Raw genomic sequence first — 15885 nt, 5'->3', positions numbered from 1 at the left:
AGCAAGCTCGCTCCAACGAAAAGCTTGAGAAACGACATCCCGCTGACGCCCGAAATCCAGCATGGCAGAGCGCATTTTCAACTTGGCCTGATTTATCCCTTATTGGCCTGATCTATCGTTCTGCGCATCCCGGCGCTTGGTCATTATCAATCCGCAGCTAGGTGAAACGGTCCTAGAAACCGTAAAACCTCAACAATAACAACTGCTTAACTGCATGGTACCAGCATGACCAGCGCGATCACCATCGAGCGGATATGCATGGAGTTCGGTACACCCGGACAAGGCCTCAAGGCCTTGGACGATGTGTCACTGGAAATCCGCGCCAACGAATTCTTCACCCTCCTCGGCCCATCGGGATGCGGCAAGACCACCTTGCTGCGACTGATCGCCGGCTTCGAACAACCCTCCTCCGGCAGCATTCGCCTTTACGGCGATGCGATGGAAGGCCTTCCCCCCTTCAAGCGCCCGGTCAATACCGTCTTCCAGAGCTACGCCCTGTTCCCCCACATGACCGTGGCCGAGAACATTGCCTTCGGCCTGGAAATGCAGGGCAAGCAACGCAGCGACATCGACGCCACGGTGCAGAAGATGCTCGACCTCGTGCGCCTGCCGGATGTCGGCAAGCGCCGCGCCGACCAGCTCTCCGGCGGCCAGCAACAGCGCATCGCCCTGGCCCGAGCTCTGGCCAGCCGGCCCAAGGTACTGCTGCTCGACGAATCGCTGTCCGCGCTGGACCTCAAGCTGCGCAAGGAAATGCAGATCGAGCTCAAGCGCCTGCAGCACGAAACCGGCATCACCTTCATCTTCGTCACCCATGACCAGGAAGAAGCGCTGACCATGTCCGACCGCATCGCGGTGATGAGCCGCGGCAAGGTCATGCAGATCGGCACGCCCACCGAAATCTACGAGGCACCGGTCAACCGACTGGTGGCCGACTTCATCGGCGAAACCAACTTCCTCGAGGGCGAATCCAGCGGCGACAGCGTGCGCCTGGCTGACGGCCAGCTGCTGCCGGCCGCCACCACCCTGCCCGGCAAGGTGACCCTGGCGATCCGCCCGGAGCGCACCGAGCTTGCGCAGGATGGCCAGCTCGAAGGCGTGGTGGAGAACATCGTCTACGTCGGCACCGACACCGTGTACCACCTCAATGTCGCCGGTCAGGGCGGCTTCCGGGTCCGTCAGCAGAACCGCGACGGCGCCCTTTCCACCCACGCGCCCGGCGCACGGGTGCGGGTCCGCATTCCCGCCACCGCCATCCGGGTGCTGGCCGAATGAGTACACTGCGCGCACAAGCGGAACGAAAGTCGCTGTTCAATCGCCTGGCCCTGACCAGCCCGGCGATGATCATGCTGGTGGTGTTCCTCGTCCTGCCGCTGGGCATCATGTTCGCCGTGTCGATCCAGGCACCGGGGGACTACGGCGGCGTGAAATGGGGCCAGCATACCGTCGAGGCCTACATCAATTTCCTCTGGGAACGCGACCTGGACGACAGCCTGGCGTTCAACGCCGACTACCTGGGCATCTTCCAGCGCTCGTTCTGGCTGTCGATCCTGACCACCCTGGGCTGCGTGCTGATCGGCTTCCCCACCGCGCTGTACCTGGCGCTGCAGGACGAACGCCGGCGCAACCTGCTGCTGTTCCTGGTCACGGTGCCGTTCTGGACCAACCTGCTGGTGCGGGTCTACGCCTGGATGCTGCTGCTGCGCAACGGCGGGCTGATCGATGAGGGCCTGCACGGGCTGGGCTTCTCGGACGCCTCCCTGGGCATCCTCTACACCGATAACGCGGTGATCATCGGCCTGCTCTACACCTACCTGCCGTTCATGGTCCTGCCCATCTACACCAGCCTGGAGAAGATGGACTGGCGTCTGGTGGAAGCGGCCTTCGACCTGGGCGCCAACCGCTGGAAGGCCCTCAAGCGGATCATCATCCCGCTGGCCATGCCCGGCATCGTCGCCGGCTGCATCCTGGTGTTCATCCCTTCGCTGGGCAGCTACATCATTCCCGAGCTGCTCGGGGGCGGTAAGTCGCTGATGATCGGCAACCTGATCCAGCTGCAGTTCGGCACGGCGCACAACTGGCCGTTCGGCGCGGCGCTGTCCTTCGCCCTGCTGGCCTTCGTGCTGCTGGCGATGATGATCTACAGCATGCGGTTCAAGCAGGGCGCGTCGGGAGGTCATCCATGAAGTCGGCCAACCCGCTGTGGAAGTTCACCGGGGTCCGGCCCGCCGCGTGGCTGTTCTTCGCCTTCCTCTACATCCCGATCTTCGTGCTGGTGGTGCTGAGCTTCAACAGCGGCCAGTCGGCGACGCTGTGGGAAAGCTTCAGCCTGAAGTGGTACTCGGTGGTGGCGGACGACCCGGAGATCCTTCGCGCGGCGAAGAACTCGCTGATCGTCGCGACCCTCGCCACTGTCGTCGCCACCACCCTGGCCACGCTCGCCGCACTGGGCATGCGCGGTCGCTCGTTCCGTGGACAGACGCTGATGAGTGGCGTACTGGGCCTGCCGCTGCTGGTGCCGGAGATTGTCACCGCCGTGGCAACCCTGATGTTCTTCGCCTTCATCGGCCTGAAGCTGTCGCTGTTCACCATCCTGCTGGCGCACATCGTGTTCTGCATTCCCTTCGCCTACCTGCCGATCCGCGCCCGTCTCGAAGGCATGGACCCGCGGCTGGCGGAAGCGGCGGCGGACCTCTATGCGTCGCCGTGGAAGACCTTCTGGAAGGTGACCTTCCCCCTGCTGACGCCGGGGATAGTGTCCGGTGCGATGCTGGCGTTCATCATCTCGATGGACGACTTCGTCATCACCTACTTCGTCGCTGGCGCCGGGGCCACCACCCTGCCGGTGTACATCTTCAGCTCCATCCGCATGGGGATTTCCCCGAAGATCAACGCCATATCTTCAATAATACTGTTGATTTCCATCGCGTTCGTTGCGTTGTCGTACTACGTCGGCCAGCGTCGCCGCTGACCTCCTGCCGCCAATCAAAACAACATTGCAAGGAGCTTCACCGATGAAATTCCGCCGTACCCCCATCGCCCGCGCGCTCGTCGCCGCCAGCTTGCTGCTGGCCGGCAGCGCCCACGCCGACGGTACCCTGCACTTCGCCAACTGGTCCGACTACTTCCCGCCGGAACTGCTGAAGAAGTTCGAAAAGGACACCGGCATCCACGCCACCCTGGACTCCTACGACAGCAACGAAACCCTGCTGGCCAAGCTGAAGGCCGGCGGCGGCGCCTACGACGTGGTCGTGCCGTCGGACAGTTTCATCGAGATCTTCGTCAAGGAAGGCCTGCTGCAGAAGCTCGACAAGTCGCAGCTGCCGAACCTGGCGAACCTGAAAGACAAGTTCAAGACCCTGACCTACGACCCGGGCCACGACTACTCCGTGCCCTACCTGTGGGGCACCACCGGCTACAGCTACGACAGCGCCAAGGTGCCCGGCGGCAAGCTGGATGAGAGCTGGAAGCCGTTCTTCGAACCGCCGGCCGAGCTGAAAGGCAAGGTGGTGGCACTCAACTCCATCGAGGAGCTGTACGCCCCGGCGTCCTACTACCTGGGTATCGACGAGTGCACCGAGGACCCGAAAGAGGCGGCGAAGATCCAGGACCTGCTGCTCAAGCAGAAACCGATGCTGGCCATGTACAACAGCGACGGCACCATCGAACGCATGGCCGCCGGCGAAGTTTCCATGCACCAGCAATGGAACGGCGCCTTCCACCGCGCCCACGCCCAACGCGCCAGCCTGGTCTACGTCTATCCCAAGGAAGGCGTGCGCCTGTTCATCGACAACCTGACCATTCCCAAGGACGCCACCAACATCAAGGAGGCCCACGCCTTCCTGAACTGGATGATGCAGCCTGAGAACATCGCCCTGGCCTCCAACTTCGCCAAGTACAACAACGCGATCGAAGGCTCTGACAAGTTCATGGACAAGGAGCTGTTCGACGACCCGGCGATCAACACCCCGGCGGACAAGCTGGATCGCCTGAAGCCCTTCAAGCTGTGCTCGCCCAAGGCACTGCAACTGCGCTCCAAGGTCTGGACCAAGCTGAAGAAATGACCCGCAGGTCACCCGGCGCGGCGGTGCGCGCCGGGTGGCTCTGACAGCCAATTTGGCCATTTCGATCCCTTTTTGACCCTTTGCAGGGTTCTGCCCGGCACCCTCGGTTGCTAGAGTCGGGCGGCTCGCGCAGGGAGCGGCTGGAAAGGCGGCCAGCCCTTGCCCCATCACAGATGGCGCAAGGATTTCCCGAGGGAACGCGAGCGCGTTATCCACAAGAACAAATGCCCCGAGAACGCCCATGACCAGCTTTTGCGTCACCCTGCAGCAAACACCCTCATTCCTCGCGCGTCGTCAGCGCTGCGGCTGAGCCGTAGTCGACGACATCAGGACGGCCACCGAACGCCGCCCGCCCGCAAGATCACATAAAAATCGCGAGGAATCCCCATGGCCAGCCAACACAGCGCCAGCACCACACGCACTCCACAGAGCACCCAACAGGGCACCCCGGCCAACGCCGACGCCCGCCTGAAACGCGTCCTGGGCCTGCCCGCCCTGGTCTTCTTCGGCCTGGTCTACATGGTCCCGCTGACCATGTTCACCACCTACGGCGTGGTCACCGAAATGACCGGCGGCCGTACCGCCACCGCCTACCTGATCACCCTGCTGGCGATGCTGTTCACCGCAGCGTCCTACAGCTTCATGGTGCGCAAGTACCCGATTTCCGGCTCCGCGTACTCTTACACCAGCCTGAGCTTCGGCCCGGTGGTCGGCTTCCTGTCCGGCTGGTCGCTGCTGCTCGACTACCTGTTCCTGCCGATGATCAACTACCTGCTCATCGGCCTGTTCATGAACATCGCCTTCCCGGAAATCCCGGCGTGGATGTTCGTGGTCGCCTCCATCGCCCTGGTCACCGTGCTCAACGTGGTCGGCATCAGCCAGGTCGCCGGCATGAGCAACGTCATCGTCGGCGCGCAGCTGGTGTTCATCGTGGTGTTCGTGGTCATGTCGATCAAGAGCCTGGCCGGCGGCGCCGCGATCGACTTCTCCCTGCCCTTCATCGGTGACGGCACCCAGCCCGGCTTCGCCCCGCTGATGGCCGGCGCCGCCGTGCTGTGCCTGTCGTTCCTGGGCTTCGACGCGGTCTCGACCATGGCCGAGGAAACCCGCGACGCGCGCCGCGACATCCCCCGCGCGATCATCATCACCACCGTCATCGCCGGCCTGATGTTCACCCTGCTGGCAATCATCAGCCAGCTGGTATTCCCCGGCAGCGTGTTCCAGAACGCCGACTCGGCGGCCAACGAAGTGATGCTCAAGGCCGGTGGCCAGTTCCTCGGCAACTTCTTCACCTCCGCCTACATCGCCGGCTGCATCGGCTCGGCGCTGGCATCCCAGGCTTCGGTGTCGCGCATCATCTTCACCATGGGCCGTGACGGCATCCTGCCGCGCAGCCTGTTCGGTGTCCTGCACGCGCGCTTCCAGACCCCGGTCGTGGCGATCCTGGTGGTCTCCGCCGTGTCCCTGCTGGCGGTCGTGCTGGACCTGACCACCCTCGCCTCGATGATCAGCTTCGGCGCGCTGGTGGCCTTCTCCGTGGTCAACCTGGCGGTGATCCGCACCTACCTGGGCGTCGAGCGCCGCCGCGGCGCGAAGAACGTCCTGCTGTACGGAGCGATTCCGTTCATCGGCCTGTGCCTGACCCTGTGGCTGTGGACCAGCCTCTCGCAGCTGACGCTGGTCGTCGGCCTGAGCTGGTTCGCAGTCGGCTTCGCTTACCTGGCGGTGCATACCGGCGGCTTCCGTCGCAAGGCACCGAGTGTGAATTTCGAGGAAAACGCCTGACGGCAGAGCTACTAGAACCCAACGGGCGCCCGGAGGCGCCCTCAGGAGCGCGTGATGTTGACGATCTATACCGACGACCATCGCTTGCACCACGGTCAGCACGAGCTGATCGGCGGCCAGTTCACCCCCTGCTTCGAAAAGCCCAGCCGCGCCGACATGGTGCTGGACCGGGCCAAGGCGGTGAAACTGGGCGACATCCAGGCCCCGCGTGACTTCGGCCTGGAACCCATCCTGAGGGTGCACAGCGAAGGCTTCGTGCGGTTCTTGCAGCACGCCTGGCGTGACTGGCTGGCCACCGGCCGGACCCACGACATGCTGCCGATCTGCTGGCCTACCCGCCGCCTGCGGCAGAAGGAACCGGACAGCATCGACGGCCGGCTGGGTTACTACAGCCTGGACGCCGGCGCGCCGATCACCGCCGGCACCTGGCAGGCGGTGCTCAGCTCGGTGAACGTGGCGATGACCGGCCAGGCCGAACTGGCCAAGGGCGCGCGCTCGGTGTTCTCGCTGTGCCGCCCGCCGGGTCACCACGCCTCGGCGGACTTCATGGGCGGCTACTGCTTCTTCAACAATGCGGCCATCGCCGCCCAGTCGATCCTCGACCAGGGCGCCAACCGCGTGGCCATCCTCGACGTCGACTACCACCACGGCAACGGTACCCAGGACATCTTCTACGACCGCGCCGACGTGCTGTTCACCTCGATCCACGGCGACCCGCGCTTCGAGTACCCCTACTTCCTCGGCTACGCCGACGAAAAGGGCCAGGGCGTCGGCGAAGGCTTCAACTTCAACTATCCGCTGGCCTCGGGCAGCGACTGGTCGGTGTGGAGCCTGGCGCTGCAGGCGGCGATCCGGCAGATCTCGGCGTACAAGCCGGACGTGCTGATCGTGTCGCTGGGCGTGGATACCTACAAGGAAGACCCGATCTCCCAGTTCAAGCTGGACAGCCCGGACTACCTGCGTATGGGCGAAGCCATCGGCAAGCTGGGCCTGCCGACCCTGTTCGTGATGGAAGGCGGTTACGCGGTGGAAGAGATCGGCATCAACGCGATCAACGTGCTGCAGGGCTTCGAAAGCATCGGTTGACGCCGCTCCGGCGGAACGCTGAAAACAAGAAAGCCGCACCGGGATTCCCGGCGCGGCTTTTTCGTTGGAGCTGGATTACTGGAGAACTTCCACGCGATCCACATCGATGTCGGTGGCCTTCAGCTTGTGATGGTCGACCTCGCCAGTCAGGCGCACCTTGGTGTTCTCGGAGACCGAGGCACCGGCGGGCCAGTCGTCGTGGTCGATCTCGACCTGGATGCTGCCGGTGGCGTCCTTGAACTCGTAGTGTTCACCGCCGATGCGCTTGGTGATCACGCCCTCCAGCACCACCGGGGTGTCGTCGGCGGCGGACTGTGCCTGCTTGACCGTGGTGATCTGCGCGGCGGCGGCAGCGGGCTTGGCATCGCTGCCCGGGCCGGTGTAGCCGGCGGCCAGGGTCATGGTGGAGAACAGGCCAGCGGCAGCGATCAGGGGGAGATGACGAAGTTTCATGGATGAGCCTCCTGGGGCGTTTTCGATGGGTTCAGCTTAGAACCGGTGGCTGAAACCAGCCTGAATCCGGACTTAACCCAACCTTAAAGCCATCCGACCCGCACTCCCCCGCTCTGGATCAATCTGTTTTGACGGTCGCCTCGCGCTTGAACACGTAGAACAGGTCCGGCTCGCTCACCATGTAAATGGTGCCCTGCTCGTCGATGGCCACGCCCTCGGCGCGCGGGATGCGGTCGTCCAGGCCATTGAGCCCGCCGAGCAGACTGATGAAGCTGATCGGCTCGCCCTTCTCGTCCAGTTCCAGCAGCAGGTGCGACTCCGCCGACAGCACCAGGGTATGGCCGGTGCGCGGGTCAATGCTCAGCGCCGACACGTTGGTCATCAGCAGGTCGCTGGGCAGGGGCTGCAGCGCACCGCTCAGGCTGGCCCCACCGTCGCTGGGCAGGCTGAACAGCGCCAGCGGATCACGCTCCTGGCCCAGCACCAGTCGATGCTGGCGAGGGTCCCAGGCGATTCCCTCGATACCCTTGTTCTTCTTGCCGCGCGGACCGAGGTCGAAGCTGGACAGCTTCGCGGTGCTCAGTTCGCGGGTCTGCGGGTCGACATGGAAGATGGTCAGGGAGTTCTGGCGTTCGTCGGTCACGGCAACATTGCCGTTCTCCAGTACCGCAACGCCCTCGGGGTTCGACATGCCCAGCAGCGGGATCACCCGCAGCACATCACCGGTAAGCGACAGCTCGGCCAGCAGCGGCTTCTTGCCGGTAACGGTGAACAGGGTGCGGGTCACCGGGTTGTAGGCCAGGTCGGAGGTCTCCTGCCCCTCGAGGCCACCCTTGAGCGGCTTGGCCTGGATCACCGCCCGGTAACCGGGCAACCAGACGCTTTCCGAGCGCGCCTGGGCGCTGGTGTCCTGTTCACGCAGCCAGAGGCGCGCGCGGTCATCCCAGTGGAAGCGGGAGGTCAGGTAGCCGAGCACCACGAGGAGGAACAGCAGGGCCAGCAGCAGCCAGCGGGGACGAAGGATGGACATGGTCATGACGACTCTTGTTGGTCAGCACGGCAAGGTGCCCCGCAACAAGCGAAGGCCGCACAAACGGCGGCCTTCGGCGGGACAACGGGGTTAAAGCACGCGGCTTTCGAATCGGCTGGCACCGGGAAGTTCCAGCACCACCTCACTGCCGCTCGTGAGCGGGCCGACGCCGACCGGGGTGCCGGTGGAGACCACGTCGCCCGGCTGCAGCGAGAAGTGCCCGCAGATGTGCTGGATCAGCGGCACGATGGGGTTGAGCATGTCGCGGCTGTTGCCGTCCTGGCGGACCTCGCCGTCGATCACCAGGCGGATGCCGATGTCGGTCGGGTCCGGGAAGTGGTCGGCGCTGACGAAGGGCGCCAGCACGAAGGCGCCGTCGAAGGACTTGGCCAGCTCCCAGGGCAGGCCCTTTTCCTTCAGCTTGGCCTGTACGTCACGCAGGGTCAGGTCCAGCGCCGGGGCGTAGCCGGAGATGGCATCCAGCACTTCCTCGGTGCTCGGCTTGCGCGACAGCGGCTTGCCGATCAGCACGGCGATTTCCGCCTCGTAGTGCACCGAGCCACTATCCTCCGGGATGGCAAAGCCGCCGGCCTGCGACACGGTGCAGGAGCCGGGCTTGATGAACAGCAGCGGCTCGGTCGGTACCGGGTTGTTCAGCTCCTTGGCGTGCTCCGCGTAGTTGCGGCCGACGCAGACCACCTTGCCCAGGGTGAAATGGATCGGGGTGCCATCGACGTACTGGTGCTGGTAACTCATGACCGACTCCTGACAACGCATGGAAGAGATGATCCGCGCGGGGCTCGTGATCCCGCACGGTTGCCCGCGTCCTGCCGGCGTACGCGCCACTTCCCGTGACGCTGACGTGCGAAGGGCCGGCCCCTCTATCCAAAGAACCGGCCCTTCTGGATACAGCAGCTTATTCGGCGAAGATCTTGCCGGGGTTCATGATCCCGTTCGGGTCGAACACCGCCTTGACCGCCTTCATGTAGCCGATTTCAGCCTCGGAGCGAGAGTAACCCAGGTAATCGCGCTTGGTCATGCCCACGCCGTGCTCGGCCGAGATGGAGCCGTTGTACTTCTGCACGGTCTCGAAGACCCACTTGTTGACGGTCGCGCACTTGGCGAAGAACTCGTCCTTGGTCAGGTTCTCGGGCTTGAGGATATTCAGGTGCAGGTTGCCGTCGCCGATGTGGCCGAACCAGACGACTTCGAAGTCGGGGTAGTTGGCCGCGACGATATCGTCGATGTCCTTGAGGAAGGCCGGGACCTTGCCGACGGTGACGGAGATGTCGTTCTTGTAGGGCGTCCAGTGGGAGATGGTCTCGGAGATGTACTCGCGCAGCTTCCACAGGTTCTGCAGCTGCTGTTCGCTCTGGCTCATCACGCCGTCGAGGACCCAGCCCTGCTCTACACAATGTTCGAAAGTGGCCAGCGCCTCGTTGGCCACTTCCTCGGTGCTCGCCTCGAATTCCAGCAGCGCATAGAACGGGCAGTCGGTCTCGAAGGCCGGCGGCACGTCGCCACGGGCCATGATCTTGGCCAGGGCCTTGTCGGAGAAGAACTCGAAGGCGGTCAGGTCCAGCTTGTTCTGGAAGGCGTGCAGCACCGGCATGATCGAGTCGAAGTCCGGGGTGCCGAGGACCATCGCGGTGAGGTTCTTCGGCTGGCGCTCCAGGCGCATGGTGGCCTCGACCACGAAGCCCAGGGTGCCTTCGGCGCCGATGAACAGCTGGCGCAGGTCATAGCCGGTGGCGTTCTTGATCAGGTCCTTGTTCAGTTCGAGCAGGTCGCCCTTGCCGGTGACGACCTTCATGCCGGCCACCCAGTTGCGGGTCATACCGTAGCGAATGACCTTGATACCGCCGGCATTGGTGCCGATGTTGCCGCCAATCTGGCTGGAACCCGACGACGCGAAGTCCACCGGGTAATACAGGCCGTGCTCTTCGGCGAAGGTCTGCAGCTGCTTGGTGATCACGCCCGGCTGGCAGACCACGGTGCGGTCGAATTCGTTGAATTCCAGCACCTTGTTCATGTAGTCGAAGGCCACGACCACTTCGCCATTGGCGGCGACAGCGGCGGCGGAGAGACCGGTACGGCCACCCGAGGGAACCAGCGCGACCTTGTGTTCATTGGCCCAGCGGACGATGGCCTGGACCTGCTCGGTGCTCTTGGGGAAGGCGATCGCCAGAGGCGCCGGGGCGAAATGCTTGGTCCAGTCCTTGCCATAGGTCTCGAGGGAATCGGCGTCTGTCAGCAGCTTCCCAGCATCCAGCAGGGGCTTGAGCGATTCGATCAGGGCGTCGCGGGTCATTGGAGGAACTCTCAAATGGTTCATGGTCGTCCTGAGAACAGCTCAGGTCGCAACCGGGCAAGGAAAAGGGAGAACATGCTAGCATACGCACCCCACGCAGATCGCCACCTGGCGCCAAGCTTGGCACCGGCCGGTCCGGCCTGAGCTGTTCAATTTCTCGCCACATCCCGGGACTACAGGTTCAAAGCAGATGAGCAAGACTTCTCTCGACAAGAGCAAGATCAAATTCCTTCTCCTTGAAGGCGTGCACCAGAACGCCGTCGACACCCTCAAGGCGGCCGGCTACTCCAACATCGAGTACCTCAAGACCGCACTGTCCGGTGACGAGCTGAAGGAAAAGATTGCCGATGCCCACTTCATCGGTATCCGCTCCCGCACCCAGCTGACCGAAGAAGTCTTCGACGCTGCCAAGAAGCTGATCGCCGTCGGCTGCTTCTGCATCGGCACCAACCAGGTCGACCTGAACGCGGCCCGCGAGCGCGGCATCGCCGTGTTCAATGCGCCCTACTCCAACACCCGTTCGGTTGCCGAACTGGTGCTGGCCGAGGCCATCCTGCTGCTGCGCGGCATTCCGGAGAAGAACGCCTCCTGCCACCGCGGCGGCTGGATCAAGTCCGCTGCCAACTCCTTCGAGATCCGCGGCAAGAAGCTGGGCATCGTCGGCTACGGCTCGATCGGCACCCAGCTCTCGGTCCTGGCCGAAGCACTGGGCATGCAGGTGTTCTTCTACGACACCGTGACCAAGCTGCCGCTGGGTAACGCCCAGCAGGTCGGCAACCTGCACGAGCTGCTCGGCATGTCCGACATCGTCTCGCTGCACGTGCCGGAACTGCCGTCCACCCAGTGGATGATCGGCGAGAAGGAAATCCGCGCCATCAAGAAAGGCGGCATCCTGATCAACGCCGCCCGTGGCACCGTGGTCGAGCTGGACCACCTGGCCGCCGCGATCAAGGACGAGCACCTGATCGGCGCTGCCATCGACGTGTTCCCGGTCGAGCCCAAGTCCAACGACGACGAGTTCGAAAGCCCGCTGCGCGGCCTGGATCGCGTGATCCTGACCCCGCACATCGGCGGCTCCACCGCCGAAGCCCAGGCCAACATCGGCCTGGAAGTGGCCGAGAAGCTGGTCAAGTACAGCGACAACGGCACCTCGGTTTCTTCCGTCAACTTCCCGGAAGTGGCCCTGCCGTCGCACCCGGGCAAGCATCGCCTGCTGCACATCCACGAGAACATCCCGGGTGTGATGAGCGAGATCAACAAGGTGTTCGCCGACAACGGCATCAACATCTCCGGCCAGTACCTGCAGACCAACGACAAGGTCGGCTACGTGGTGATCGACGTCGACGCCGAGTACTCGGACCTGGCGCTGGAGAAGCTGCAGCACGTGAACGGCACCATCCGCAGCCGCGTCCTGTTCTAAGCGCTGCCGGTGACAAGAAAAAAGGAGGCCTTGGCCTCCTTTTTTCGTTTCTGTCTCCCAGCAACTCGATCCAGGGCCAAAGCCCCTCACCCCAGCCCTCTCCCAGAGGGAGAGGGAGCCGCTCGGATTTCCGGGGCAGTCTCGGCGTCAGCCGGCGAACACCAGAACATCAGCACACTCAGGACAGTCCCCTCTCCCTCCGGGAGAGGGTTAGGGTGAGGGCAAGCCCCCACGCCCAAGCCAATCGTCACTTCACATTGATGGTGATCTGCTGCGACTCCACCGGCGGGTCGAACGGCACGTGGTTCTTGTCGCCCACCAGCAGCTGCAGGGTGTGCTTGCCCGGCGGCAGGGTCACCTGGGTCTCGGTCTGGCCCTTGCCGAAGTGCTTGATCTGGTCGGTCATCGGCAGCGGCATGTTCATCGCCGGCTGCTCCTTGAGGTCGATCAGCAGGTGGTGGTGCCCGGTGGCCGGCGAATCCACGCCCGCCGGCGCGACGCCCATGCCCTTGAGGCCGAATTTGACGGTGAAGGTCTTGTCCACCGTGGCACCGTCGGCCGGCTCGATGAAGTACACCTTGGCGCCTTCCGGGGCCGGGGTGCGCGGGATTTCCGCGGCGATGGCGGAAGTACCGGCAAGCAGCGCGGCAAGACCGAGGCAAGGCAGCAGGGTTCTCATGTTCTTCTCCTTCTACGTGGAAATCGAAAAGGCGAAGGATCCGCTCAAGCCGGCCCGCGCCTTTACGCATGGAACGCACAAGCATAGGCGCCAGGGCGGCAGGCTCAAGGAAAATAGTGCGTCTTCGAGTGTCGGAAAGCGCTCTAGCCTCCGGCTTCCAGCCCGGCCAGGCAGACGGCGGCGGCGTCCAGTTCTTCCTCGCTGAACACCAACACGCCCATGCGCTTGAGCGCGGCGGCGGTAACGCCTTCGCCAGCAACCTTCTGGCCGCTGAAGCTGCCGTCGTAGTTCTCGCGGTTGCCACAGGAAGGGCTGCGCGCCTTGAGCACCGCCAGACGGATGTCGTGGCGGCGCACCAGCGCCATGGCCTCTTCGGCACCGAGCAGGAAGGCATCGCTGACGTCCTCGCCCTCCACCGTCATCACCGGGCGGGCGCGCTCCAGCACCGCCATGCCCTGACCGCCGGGGATCTCCGCCGGGGCGCGAGGCGTCGGCAAGCCGCCGGCGACTTCCGGGCACAACGCGACCACCCGCCCCTGGTCGAGCCAGCGTGACAGCAGGTCGAACGGCCCGTGCGCGCCGCCGTCGTAGCGGACGCGATGGCCAAGCAGGCAGCGGCTGACGAGAACCTTCTGCATAGGCGAATCACTCCCTTTTGGAAGGGGACAGACTAGCCGCTCGCCGTTTGCCGGTCACGCCAGGTAACGCAACTTTCATCGGAGCGTCTGTCGCAACAGGTTTCCGACCCGCCGAAAGTCGGGTCCTTGAGCGGAGCACCGGTCGTCGGCGCACGCTCAGACCCGAGCCAAGCACAACCTTCGACGGGAACAGCTATCCGGCACTGGCTGCCAGGCAGGCCGCCACCCAGACTCGCGCATCGGCCAATCGCCATGGAGCCTCCGTCATGCCGCGTCTCTTGCTCTGCACCGCCACCTTCGCCGCGCTCTCCTACCTGCCGCTGGCCTTCGCCGAACTCCGGGCGCTGGACAACGAGCACCTGGGCGCCGTCACCGGCCAGGACGGCATCAGCATCCGCGCCGACGTGCTCGCGCACATGGACAGCGTGGCGTGGAAAGACGACGGCGGCAGCGTCTCGCTGCGCAACGTGTTCATCGACAACGGATGCGTGGGTGCCGGCGATTGCCCCGACGGGCGTGGCGGCAGCCTGCCCTACGGGCCCGCGCAGTTGGGCCTGAGCCTACCGATCTTCGGCATTGAGCAACCGACCCTGCAGGTGGACGTGGTGCAGGGCACTGGCGGGCAGCAGCAACTGGCGCTGACCCTGCCCGACCTGACCACCATCAACCAGCAGCTCAATGCCAGCGGGCTGCCGTCGCAGACCATCCGTTTGCGCGTGGCCGGCGATCTCTATGTGGGTGGCGGCAAGCTGGGGAGCATCGAAGTGCGCGACATCCAGGACATCAGCGGTACCCTGAAGATCTGGGGCCACTGACGCCTTCGGCGTTCAGCGCGCGGCATCGCCACGGCGACGGAACCAGCCGGTGAGCGACAGGCGCTCATGGGTGGCCGGCAGCACCTCGTGGGGAAAGTCGCCGGAGAGGAACACCACCAGCCGGCCGGCCAGCGGCGGCAGATCCAGTATCCGTTCGTCGGGGAGGTACATCCGCAGCTCGCCGCCCTGCGTCACCGGCCAGTCGCGGTTGAGGTAGAACACGGCGGAGAGGGTGCGGCGGTCGTCGTCGCGGAAGCGGTCCAGGTGCTTCTGGTAGAACGCCCCAGGCGGATAGAGCGCGAAGTGCCCCTCGAAGTCTTCCAGGCCCAGGTACAGCGAGCGATTGATCTGCTGGCGCAGCGCGTCCAGTGCACCCAGGTAAAGGTCGCAGGCCTCGGACTGGCCGGGCTCCAGCCACTGGATACGATCGCCGCGAATGCCCTCGCGCACGGCCTGCCCGTCGCCCCGGCCGATGGCGGCGGAGGCCAGCTTGCCGGCCGCGTCGCGGGCACGGCATTCCGTCGCCAGCTGGGCAACCAGGGCATCGGGAAGGAAGGCGTCCTGCTGCGACCAGCCCTTCTCGGCGAGGTCGTCAACGATGCTTTGCAGGAGGGGAGAGTCGGCGTCGAAGCACATCGCGCATTGTAACGTCCGGCGCTAGTGTCTCGACAAGCGGGGCAAGCCTTGCCGACAATAGCCCCCGGCGAGCGAACCCTGCCGCCCAAAAGGAGTTGCAATGCGCGTACTGCTGGCCCTCACCCTTCTTGTACTGGGCACGCCTGCCCTGGCCGACAACTACCAGCGCCTGTACCAGGCCGCCGGCTGGCCGGAACAGCGAGCGCACTTCAATGACGCCCTGCATGCCGCGCAGAAGCGCTACCAGGGCAACCTGCCGCCAGCGCTGTACCAGACGCTGGTGGACAACAGCAACCAGCGTTTCGCCCCCGCCGACATCGATCAGCGCGCTCTCAACGGCCTACGCCAGAACCTGCCCGACAGCACGGCGGCGGTGAACTTCTTCGAGTCGCCACTGGGCCGCAAGGTGGCCGGTGCCGAGACCCTGGCCACGCGCAGCGACCAATTGCAGAAATACGCCAATGGCCTGCCACGCCAGCAGGCCAGCGATGCGCGCAAGCAGATCATCCATCGCCTGAGCCAGATCCTGCCGGCCCGCGAAGCTGGCGCCGAAGTCAGCCTGGCGCTGGCCAGCGTGGCCGCCGACAGCCTCAGCCAGATGCTTCCCGGCCTGCTCGGTGGCGGCAGCGCCCAGGGCATGCTCGAAGGCCAGCGGCAGAAGCTGATGAGCCAGATCGGCGCCGATCTCGACAACACACTGCTGTACGTCTATCGCGGCCTTAGCGACGCCGAGCTGGGCCAGTTCGCCGACTTCAGCGAGTCGCCGGCAGGCCGCGATTACTACCGCGCCGCCCTGGCTGCCCTTAAGGCTGGATTAGCGGTGTCGTCCAACGGACAGTGATCGGAAATCACCTACGGACCTTGCGGACCACTCCGAGGAACACCTCCCCTAGAATGGCACCCGCTGTACAGAGGGTGGCGCCTGAGGATCATGGCGCAAGGAGTGAAGGACACACCCTCGACTACAG

Annotated in this window: 16 protein-coding genes; 9 read left to right on the top strand and 7 right to left on the bottom strand. The window is 64.6% G+C overall.

Translation table 11 applies throughout. The annotated features are described in order from the left end of the window. Positions 1 to 225: 225 nt before the first annotated feature. The 6 genes from ACIPK7_RS20725 (at position 226) to ACIPK7_RS20700 (ending at position 6935) form a co-directional block, all read left to right on the top strand. Positions 226 to 1275: an ABC transporter ATP-binding protein gene (locus tag ACIPK7_RS20725; RefSeq protein ID WP_192433224.1), complete on the top strand. Its 1050-nt coding sequence runs from the start codon at positions 226 to 228 to the stop codon at positions 1273 to 1275. Continuing rightward, on the top strand, positions 1272 to 2186 hold the full coding sequence (locus tag ACIPK7_RS20720) for an ABC transporter permease (RefSeq protein ID WP_401089890.1): 915 nt from the start codon (positions 1272 to 1274) through the stop codon (positions 2184 to 2186). Before ACIPK7_RS20725 ends, ACIPK7_RS20720 begins: the two co-directional genes overlap by 4 nt. Next, positions 2183 to 2971 carry an ABC transporter permease gene (locus tag ACIPK7_RS20715; protein ID WP_017520830.1) on the top strand — a complete coding sequence of 263 codons (789 nt, stop codon included), beginning with the start codon at positions 2183 to 2185 and terminating at the stop codon, positions 2969 to 2971. The genes ACIPK7_RS20720 and ACIPK7_RS20715 overlap by 4 nt, the downstream gene beginning before the upstream one ends. A 43-nt stretch (positions 2972 to 3014) precedes the next feature. Beyond that, positions 3015 to 4064, top strand: coding sequence for an extracellular solute-binding protein (locus tag ACIPK7_RS20710; RefSeq protein WP_253447674.1), 1050 nt, complete (start codon positions 3015 to 3017; stop codon positions 4062 to 4064). Positions 4065 to 4451: 387 nt separating this feature from the next. Continuing rightward, the gene (locus ACIPK7_RS20705; RefSeq protein WP_151188680.1) at positions 4452 to 5849 is read left to right on the top strand and encodes an APC family permease; all 1398 of its coding nucleotides are present in this window, start codon (positions 4452 to 4454) and stop codon (positions 5847 to 5849) included. Positions 5850 to 5903: 54 nt separating this feature from the next. Next, positions 5904 to 6935, top strand: coding sequence for a histone deacetylase family protein (locus ACIPK7_RS20700; RefSeq protein WP_017520827.1), 1032 nt, complete (start codon positions 5904 to 5906; stop codon positions 6933 to 6935). 75 nt (positions 6936 to 7010) lie between these two features. On the opposite strand, the gene ACIPK7_RS20695 is transcribed toward ACIPK7_RS20700, so the two are convergent. From ACIPK7_RS20695 to ACIPK7_RS20680, 4 genes are all read right to left on the bottom strand, one after another. Continuing rightward, complete coding sequence (locus tag ACIPK7_RS20695) at positions 7011 to 7388, bottom strand: NirD/YgiW/YdeI family stress tolerance protein (RefSeq protein ID WP_401089887.1); 378 nt, start codon at positions 7386 to 7388, stop codon at positions 7011 to 7013. Between the two features lie 118 nt (positions 7389 to 7506). Then, entirely contained in the window at positions 7507 to 8424 is a 918-nt protein-coding gene (locus tag ACIPK7_RS20690; protein ID WP_081515256.1) for an SdiA-regulated domain-containing protein, read from the bottom strand. A gap of 84 nt (positions 8425 to 8508) precedes the next feature. Continuing rightward, positions 8509 to 9174: a fumarylacetoacetate hydrolase family protein gene (locus ACIPK7_RS20685; protein ID WP_401089885.1), complete on the bottom strand. Its 666-nt coding sequence runs from the start codon at positions 9172 to 9174 to the stop codon at positions 8509 to 8511. A gap of 160 nt (positions 9175 to 9334) precedes the next feature. Further along, complete coding sequence (locus tag ACIPK7_RS20680) at positions 9335 to 10729, bottom strand: FAD-binding oxidoreductase (RefSeq protein WP_138213750.1); 1395 nt, start codon at positions 10727 to 10729, stop codon at positions 9335 to 9337. Positions 10730 to 10919: 190 nt separating this feature from the next. Here ACIPK7_RS20680 and serA point away from each other — a divergent pair, with 190 nt between their 5' ends. After that, positions 10920 to 12149: a phosphoglycerate dehydrogenase gene (gene serA, locus ACIPK7_RS20675; protein ID WP_045215566.1), complete on the top strand. Its 1230-nt coding sequence runs from the start codon at positions 10920 to 10922 to the stop codon at positions 12147 to 12149. Between the two features lie 247 nt (positions 12150 to 12396). On the opposite strand, the gene ACIPK7_RS20670 is transcribed toward serA, so the two are convergent. Further along, the gene (locus ACIPK7_RS20670; protein ID WP_192433234.1) at positions 12397 to 12828 is read right to left on the bottom strand and encodes a DUF4399 domain-containing protein; all 432 of its coding nucleotides are present in this window, start codon (positions 12826 to 12828) and stop codon (positions 12397 to 12399) included. A 143-nt stretch (positions 12829 to 12971) separates the two neighbouring features. Continuing rightward, positions 12972 to 13466 (bottom strand): DUF523 domain-containing protein, encoded by a 495-nt coding sequence (locus ACIPK7_RS20665; protein WP_045215561.1) that lies wholly within the window; start codon positions 13464 to 13466, stop codon positions 12972 to 12974. 266 nt (positions 13467 to 13732) lie between these two features. Between ACIPK7_RS20665 and ACIPK7_RS20660 the strand changes: the two genes are divergently transcribed. Next, positions 13733 to 14281 carry a DUF6160 family protein gene (locus ACIPK7_RS20660; RefSeq protein ID WP_401089882.1) on the top strand — a complete coding sequence of 183 codons (549 nt, stop codon included), beginning with the start codon at positions 13733 to 13735 and terminating at the stop codon, positions 14279 to 14281. 12 nt (positions 14282 to 14293) lie between these two features. Here the strand turns inward: ACIPK7_RS20660 and ACIPK7_RS20655 are convergent, their stop codons facing one another. Further along, positions 14294 to 14917, bottom strand: a complete 624-nt coding sequence (locus ACIPK7_RS20655; RefSeq protein ID WP_401089880.1) for a 2OG-Fe(II) oxygenase — start codon at positions 14915 to 14917, stop codon at positions 14294 to 14296. A 100-nt stretch (positions 14918 to 15017) separates the two neighbouring features. On the opposite strand from ACIPK7_RS20655, the gene ACIPK7_RS20650 reads away from it, so the two are divergent. Continuing rightward, a complete protein-coding gene (locus ACIPK7_RS20650) occupies positions 15018 to 15758 on the top strand; it encodes a hypothetical protein (protein WP_401089878.1) in 741 nt (246 codons plus the stop codon). The last annotated feature ends 127 nt before the right edge of the window (positions 15759 to 15885 follow it).

The organism is Pseudomonas sp. NPDC086581 (assembly GCF_044746165.1).
Classification (GTDB): domain Bacteria; phylum Pseudomonadota; class Gammaproteobacteria; order Pseudomonadales; family Pseudomonadaceae; genus Pseudomonas.
The sequence above is the reverse complement of the archived record's forward strand: the minus strand, read 5'-3'. Positions and strand labels throughout refer to the sequence as shown.

Bases quoted from the DNA above. Each gene is read 5' to 3' on its own strand.
- ACIPK7_RS20655 (WP_401089880.1), bottom strand. From the start codon at position 14,917: ATGTGCTTCGACGCCGACTCTCCCCTCCTGCAAAGCATCGTTGACGAC.
- ACIPK7_RS20725 (WP_192433224.1), top strand. From the start codon at position 226: ATGACCAGCGCGATCACCATCGAGCGGATATGCATGGAGTTCGGTACA.
- ACIPK7_RS20690 (WP_081515256.1), bottom strand. From the start codon at position 8,424: ATGACCATGTCCATCCTTCGTCCCCGCTGGCTGCTGCTGGCCCTGCTG.
- ACIPK7_RS20680 (WP_138213750.1), bottom strand. From the start codon at position 10,729: ATGACCCGCGACGCCCTGATCGAATCGCTCAAGCCCCTGCTGGATGCT.
- ACIPK7_RS20720 (WP_401089890.1), top strand. From the start codon at position 1,272: ATGAGTACACTGCGCGCACAAGCGGAACGAAAGTCGCTGTTCAATCGC.
- ACIPK7_RS20670 (WP_192433234.1), bottom strand. From the start codon at position 12,828: ATGAGAACCCTGCTGCCTTGCCTCGGTCTTGCCGCGCTGCTTGCCGGT.
- ACIPK7_RS20665 (WP_045215561.1), bottom strand. From the start codon at position 13,466: ATGCAGAAGGTTCTCGTCAGCCGCTGCCTGCTTGGCCATCGCGTCCGC.
- ACIPK7_RS20695 (WP_401089887.1), bottom strand. From the start codon at position 7,388: ATGAAACTTCGTCATCTCCCCCTGATCGCTGCCGCTGGCCTGTTCTCC.
- ACIPK7_RS20710 (WP_253447674.1), top strand. From the start codon at position 3,015: ATGAAATTCCGCCGTACCCCCATCGCCCGCGCGCTCGTCGCCGCCAGC.
- ACIPK7_RS20650 (WP_401089878.1), top strand. From the start codon at position 15,018: ATGCGCGTACTGCTGGCCCTCACCCTTCTTGTACTGGGCACGCCTGCC.
- ACIPK7_RS20685 (WP_401089885.1), bottom strand. From the start codon at position 9,174: ATGAGTTACCAGCACCAGTACGTCGATGGCACCCCGATCCATTTCACC.
- ACIPK7_RS20715 (WP_017520830.1), top strand. From the start codon at position 2,183: ATGAAGTCGGCCAACCCGCTGTGGAAGTTCACCGGGGTCCGGCCCGCC.
- ACIPK7_RS20700 (WP_017520827.1), top strand. From the start codon at position 5,904: ATGTTGACGATCTATACCGACGACCATCGCTTGCACCACGGTCAGCAC.
- ACIPK7_RS20660 (WP_401089882.1), top strand. From the start codon at position 13,733: ATGCCGCGTCTCTTGCTCTGCACCGCCACCTTCGCCGCGCTCTCCTAC.
- serA (WP_045215566.1), top strand. From the start codon at position 10,920: ATGAGCAAGACTTCTCTCGACAAGAGCAAGATCAAATTCCTTCTCCTT.
- ACIPK7_RS20705 (WP_151188680.1), top strand. From the start codon at position 4,452: ATGGCCAGCCAACACAGCGCCAGCACCACACGCACTCCACAGAGCACC.